The organism is Massilia scottii, from assembly GCF_030846495.1.
In the GTDB taxonomy this organism is placed as follows: Bacteria; Pseudomonadota; Gammaproteobacteria; order Burkholderiales; family Burkholderiaceae_D; genus Telluria_A; species Telluria_A violaceinigra.
Map to the genome: position 1 here is coordinate 96,511 of NZ_JAVCWM010000024.1, position 6,928 is coordinate 103,438.

Genomic DNA, 6,928 nt, shown 5'->3' on the forward strand with positions numbered 1-6,928 from the left:
TTTATTGCTACATAAATTTTCAAAACGGCTACTTTTTATATCTACAAATTAAACGCTCTACGTTTTTCATTACCGCTCCCAAATCACTCTGAAAATAAAAGCAATACGCATCCGATGAAGCCTTTATCAGATCAACATATTCACCGATGCTTAATTTTGAGCTTTCAATATCACCGATGAAAAAAACAACCTCATCAAAAAGATCAGGACAATCCCAGTCTTGATCTAATGAATAACTCAACCCTTCATGAACAGTGCAGCCACAACCACTAGACGCATCAAAAACAAGTTGAGGAAATGTCTGTTCTTCTTCCTTTAGCATTGTTTGAAGCAAATAATAGAAATCGCCTCCACCAGCGCCTCTTGCATCAAACTCATCTTTAACAAAAAAAAGCCACCGCTCATCATTTGTCATTTTTGTTTCCCGTTAGGAGGAAGGGCAATAAATGCATTACTAACCTTCCCAGTTGCCGAATCTTTTTATAACATAAATTCCCTTATAATTTCCAGTCGATGTCGGTGGTCAGCTGGGCCATCCACTGCTCGGACAGCGCCACGCCACGCGTGAGCTAGAATTGTTTGGTGTAGTTCACCTTACAATAATTTTTCATTTTCCAACAGAACGATAACTTTATTTCCTCCGACAATATTTTTAACCATCGACACCAATTCCGGCAGCTCTTCGACGGCATTTTTTTCATTAACCCGTATCAAGAAAAGAGAGCGTGCATTCAACCCATGCTCCATTGCAATTTCATGATGAATTTGGCTTGCTTCTCTTGCCAGTGACACAATAAATTTATTGGAATAAAACTCTTCGACTTGAGCTGAAAGACCTTTAATGACTAGCCCCAACTCTTCCTTTGAATTAGACGAATAACAAAACAAATCAATAGCCATATTATCTCCCTTTAATAATTGTAATGTGGCCGGCTGCATCTATCACTATTACTTCCTGCAGCCCTTGAATTGGGTAGGTGGCAAATTGCTCTTCCAATGCTTTCATATTCACTTTACTATCAGCCAAATTCACCACAATATTATTCGCTTGACCGGATTGCACCTTGCCATCCACGGTCGTCCAAATACTCCGAGTGTTACTTGTTGCAGGGGCATAATTATCATAAATTACACCATTTATACGATAGTCCGGATTTTTTATTCCCTCAACGACAGGATTTTGCTCGACATGATATCCCTTGCCAGACAAAGTGACAGCACTCTCATTCTCTCGAATCAATGAACGTGTTGTTTCGGCGTTTGAAAGTGGTGGAATTTTCGTCGGAGGTCCAGAAAGCGATCCGGTACCTAGACCTGAAACTGCATTTTTCCCAACCAACAAGTTCGGTTCGTTTACATTAATTTGCCCGACCTTCGTCTCTCCCGCCGTATGGATCGAACACATCCCATTAATGCACTTGGCACAGGGCCCCACATTGTGCACCCAAGTCTCGAACGCTCCGACAAAAAAGGTATGACCCAGATCTACCGTAAGGTTGTGGGTACGCCCCTGTTGCTGAACAAGTTCGAGTGTTGTTACCGTCGCGCCATTTTTCGACTCGTCCCGCGCAGTCAGCCGATCGCCCGCTTTCAGATCAATCGCAGAGACAAATCCTCTCCCTGCAATGTAGAACGGATGTCCGGGCGTGACCAAGAGTGCTTCCTGCCGGGTTTGGCCGCCAGCATCATCCTGCTTCAATGTGAGCCGATAGATCGGCTGATCGTCGCGGATGTGTGTTGCGGTCACCGTCGAGGCAAACACCTCGCCGGTATTGTCGTCAAGCCGAGTCCATACCTGGTCACCCTGCTTCAGCGCCTCGATGGCGATGTAACCCGTTGGCGTTGCGACCAAGGTACCCGGAGCAAAACAGCAGGGTGCGATTTTTTGCTTGATCACCTCTAACTCAGTCATGCGAACGGCATTGACTTCTGTTCCGATGATTGGCGCAATGCCCGCGTTCTTAGGCCCCAACGTCACACCCGGCAGCAGGTCGTCGACAGCATGGGTCGCGATTCCCGGAACACCGCCCCCAATGGTTTTTACGCCTGGAGCAAATTCAGGCACAGCCGCCTTCAGCCCTGCACCACCCATAGCTGACGGATTCGGCAGCAACATGCCCAAGGCCGGCGCACCACTAACGAGGCCAGCCATCATTTCAGCCCCCTGCAGACACAACTGTGGCTTATACCTGCAATAGGAGATCGCTCCCAAAGTCGTCAGTTCCCTCATCTCCGCGGCAGCGAGCCTGCCGGTCGCTCCCAAATAAGTGATTCCAGCCTCTGCCGTCACCGCTCCAGCCCCGGCTACCCCTACAGCAATCACACCAGCGCCCAGTGCCGAAATTTTGGTAAGATCTCCCAGAGAACCACGCAGACTGAGGGTAACATCCCCGCGATCTTCACGACGGTGGGCAAGTTCGGCACATGCTCCGAGAGAGGCGTTTTGGCAACGTAATAACAACGCTTGGTCTGTTTCCTTAGAGAAGTCTTTTACGCTCATGAAATTTACAAAGTCGCCGAAGTAAGTTTGGCTCTCTGAAATCTTCTCGTACTTGTCCTCGATACGCTTCTTTTCCTCGGCTGTACAACCACCCCGCTTGGCATTACATAACCCGAACTCCTGATCTCGCTCGGCAGTCTGTCTATGTGTAAGATAGTTGTATTGCGCTGCGTCACCGGTAACGAGTCCGGCAGCGTTACCTGCGGCGGAATCGGCGCCGCCGGCTACCGCAACCGCTGTCCCGACAACGGAGGCCAACAAGGTTGTCACCGCTTTGACATCTTCTTTGTTTAGTCCTGGAATGCTCTCGATATCTTTGCCGAAAGTTTCGAGCAAAGCGGTCGTCGCGGCAGATGCCGCAGCACCCGAACTGAAATCGCCACCAACCAGCTTCGTCAGGACGCCATCGATCACCGCATGAACCGCAACCTTGGTTGCCGTGTCGGTCCCAACCAGGACATCGCCAAGCTTTGTTTCAATAAACGCTGTTGATTGCTGCACTACGCCGGACAGCGCCTTCGCATACTCCTGGTCTTCCAGCAGTTTCTTCTGATCAAAAATCTTGGCAATGGCCCCGGCGCTGTTGGCCGTATCGCGGTTGGTCGCAGCAACGGTCTCCTCCGCTGTTTTCCCCGTTGCCGCGATCTGTCCCGCGGCGTCGGTGATGACGAGCGTGCCGGCGCCGATCGCGCTCTTTGTCGTACTGGCCGCATTGCCGTTTTGCGTTGGCGTGACATTGCCGGCCATGTTCCCGGCCGCATTGCTGCCGAGGGTCTGGATCGCACTGGCACCGCTGCTGTACGACAGATTCACGCTGCTGCTGTCGCTGTCGTAGCTGGCAGCATTTTTCACGTCGATGTGCGTCAGCGTTCCCGTCGTCAGCCTGTTCCTGTCGGCACCGGCGGCACTGGCAATCACGCCACCGATCAGATCGGTGTTGTTCTTGACGGTGACATCGAAGCCCTGCGCCCCCGCATAGATGCCGGACTGCTGGTTCACGCCCGCAAACACGCTGTCGGTATTCGCCTTGGCCGCGTTCACGCTGCCCGAGCTGGCGCCATAGCAGAACGGCGGCACGCAAATGCTCACGCTCCCCCCGCTGCTCTTTTCCCGGCTCGTGTAGTTGTCGGTGTCCTGCAGACTCACAATATTCAGGTCGCCGCCAATATTGGCCACCACCTTGTCGCCCCTGACTTGCGCCCCGGCCAAGGTGGTGTCCTTGCCACTCTTGATGGTCAGGACATTGCTGGCCGTCACACTGGTGTTCTGGTTGGTGGTGGCGTCGCCATTGGCGTTGCCGCGCGACTGCCCGGCAGCCAGTTCCAAGGTAAAGCCGTTCTGCGTGCCGCCCAGGCCGAAACCGACACCCACCGACGCGTTCTGACTGCTGTTCCTGCTGTCGTTGGCACTGGTGTCCCGCGCGCTGCCCAGCGTGATATCGCGCGCGGCATCCAGCGTCACATCCTTGCCGCTCAGTACCGCGCCACGCGCCGTGATGTCACCATTCAGCGCCTTGCCGTCCGCATCCTTGCCGCCGTCGCCAGTGGCCACGATGGTCAGGCTCTGGCCGGCGTTGACGGTGCTGCCCTGGTTCTGCAAGGCGCTGTTGTCGGTGGTGCTGTCGCTGCTGTTGCCGCCGATGCTGACCGTCGCCTTGATGGACGCCTGGCTCGATGCCGGCGCCTGCGTGTTGTTGGCCGCAGGCGTTCCGCCGCCCACGCCGGTGCCGTTGGCCACCGTGATCGCCGCCTTGACCGCATAAATACCGGCCAGCTTGTCGTCGTCCTTCTGCTCGTGCGCCACGGCTGCCTGCTTGACCGCATTCGCCGCGTCCACCGCGTAGCCGGACAGCGCCACCGTCACGCCAAACTGGCTGCTCTGGCTGGTCGCTTTCGTGCTGACCTCATCCACGCCCGGGTCGAGCAGGACACTCTTGCCCTTGATGTCGATATCGCCGTCGGCGCGCAAGTCGCTGCCGCGCACGGCGACGTTGTCTTTCGCGGTAATGGCCAGGTTGCCGCCGGCGGACAGGCCGCTGCGGATCGTGTTCTGCTGATCCTTGCGCGTATCGAGCGTGTCGCTGCCGCGCTTGATGCCCACCGTGTTGGCAGTCCCGTTGCCGCCCAGGTCGCCCAACTGCATGATGTTGTGGGTTTCCTTGAGCACCGTACCGTCCTGGCCGCTGACGATGTCGATCCTGCCATCCTTTGCGGTCAGCGCAATATCGCCCTTGGCCTTGATGCCGCTGCCCTGCACCAGGATGTCGCCCTTGTTGCTGACCAGTTCGACCGTATTGCCGTTGATCAGGCTGGCCGTCTGCCTAGTGCTCGTTTCGTTGCCGCTGTCACTGCCGCGCTTCTGGTTGTATGGCGACAGGGTCACGCCGCCATTGTTCGGCCCGCCGTTGATCGAGCGCGTGATGTCGCCCAGGCTCGTGCCTGCCGTGCTGAAGGTCGACCCACTGGCTGTCGCCGCGCTGCTGTTGCTACTGCGGTCGGTGGAGGCTTCTACCGTGATGTTGCGTTCGGCGCTCAGTTTCACCGCGCCGCCGCCGTCGATTTTCGAACCGCGCACGGTGATGTCGCCATCGACCGGCTTGCCGTCCGCGCCCAACACGCCGTTGCCGCGCGCCGTCAGGCGAATGTCGCCGGCTGCGGTGATGCCGCTGCCGGACTGCGTCTGACCATCGTGCACCGAGCTGCTGCTGGTCTGGCTCTTGCCGAACGTTACCGCCACTTGCGGCGCGGTCAGGCTGCTGTCGGCCAATTCAGAGAGCGCGCCGTTGACGCGGCCGAACTTGCTCTTGTCCTTTTTAATGTCCTTCAGGTTGCGCAGCGTATCGACCGGCGTGCCGACCACGGCCACGGTGAGGCTCTTCGATGCCGTGTCGACCGAACTCGTTTCGTGCCGCTTGTCCTGGCCGGGAAGGATGTCAATGTTCTGCGCCGAGATAGCGATGTTCCCGTTCAGCACGGTGGTATCGGTCTCAAGACGTCCCGCGATCAGGTCGCTGCCGGCAATGGTTGCATTCTTGCCTGCGTTCAGGGTCACGTTGCCGCCAGTGCTGCCAAGCACGCTGCCCGTCTCGCTCTGGGTGGCAAAGCTGCCGTCGTCGCGGGTTTTCACTGTCGACGACCCGGCGCTCAAGCCAATGCCGTTCTTTGCGCCCGACAGGCCCGACTGCCTGACCGATGTCGCCTGGCTGTAGGTGCCGTTACTGGTTGCGGCCAGGACATTGATGTCCGCGCCCGCCGTCACAGTCAGGTTGGTATCGGCAAGCACCGACGAGCCGATCACATTGACGTTGCCGACCAGGTCCTTGCCGTTGCCGGCGGAAATGACAACGCTGTTGCCCGCGATGCTGCTGCCCTCGGCCTGCTTGGTGCTCGATGCACTGGACGCCGTCGTGGTCGTGCTCTTGAGCAGGTTGCCGCTCCTGCTGTAGCTGTCGTTCAGGCTGTCGTGCCGGGTGGCGACGGTCTGGATCGACACATCGTTGTTGGCCAGCAGCCCGGCCGTCCCTTTCAGGGCGGTCACGTTCGCCGCGTTGAGGACGAGGTTGCCCGTACCCACCTGGGCAATCGCCTTGCCGTCCTTGTCTTTCTGGCCCGTGGCGACACCCGTCGCGCTGATGGTGACGTTGTTGCCGGCGCTGACCACGCCGCCACTGAGGCTTTCGTCATCGTTCATGGCACGGTCGTACTGCTTGCGGCCAGCCGTTTGCACGTCGACGAGGCTGCGGTCCTTGACCGCCGAGATGGTGACGTTGGCACCAGTAATGCTCACGTCGTTGGCCGCGGCAACCTGGCTGCCGCTCAACGTGGCGTTGCCGACTGCCCTGATGGTGACGTCATTGCCGGCAGTCAGATTGCTGCCGACGTTCGATATGCTCGCCTCGTTGGTGTAGCCGGTGCGGCCCATCGTGTTGCCGCCGAGCGGCACGAACAGCGCGTGCTTTTCTTCCACGCCGGCGATGTCGATGGTCTTGCCCGCCAACACAGTCAAGTTCGCGGCCGCGTCGACCTGGGCCGCGCGCGCCGTGAAATTGCCTTTGGCACTGATGAACACGTTGCCGCCGGCAATGGTGGCGACGCGGTCGATGTTGGTGCGGCTCGACGTGCTGGTGCCGTTGTTGCCAACAGTGTCAACGCTGCGCATCTGCGTCGTGCTGGCGACGAGAATATCGCCCCCGGCATTGAGCGTGACGCGGCTGTCGTCGGTGGCGCTGCCATCGACGCCTTTGTTGGACAGGCCCGCAATGCGCCCGCCGACGTTGGCGATATCGTTCGCCGCCTTGATGTCGATCGCATTGCCGGCGACGGTGCCGCGATTGGTGACATTCTGGGCGTCGAGCGTGACCGCGCCCTGCATGTCGGTCGGCTTCGCATTGGCGTAGCCGGCCAGGATGGTGCCGCTGTTGCTGATGCT

3 protein-coding genes are annotated in these 6,928 nt (G+C 57.6%); all 3 read right to left on the reverse strand.

Features of this window, described 5'->3' with window-relative positions; translation table 11 throughout:
• Positions 1 to 28: 28 nt before the first annotated feature.
• A complete protein-coding gene (locus RBA41_RS26070) occupies positions 29 to 415 on the reverse strand; it encodes a hypothetical protein (protein WP_306627177.1) in 387 nt (128 codons plus the stop codon).
• A 179-nt stretch (positions 416 to 594) separates the two neighbouring features.
• Positions 595 to 900, reverse strand: a complete 306-nt coding sequence (locus tag RBA41_RS26075; RefSeq protein ID WP_306627179.1) for a CDI system immunity component — start codon at positions 898 to 900, stop codon at positions 595 to 597.
• Between the two features lies 1 nt (position 901).
• Positions 902 to 6,871 carry a hemagglutinin repeat-containing protein gene (locus RBA41_RS26080; protein ID WP_306627181.1) on the reverse strand — a complete coding sequence of 1,990 codons (5,970 nt, stop codon included), beginning with the start codon at positions 6,869 to 6,871 and terminating at the stop codon, positions 902 to 904.
• Positions 6,872 to 6,928 lie beyond the last annotated feature (57 nt).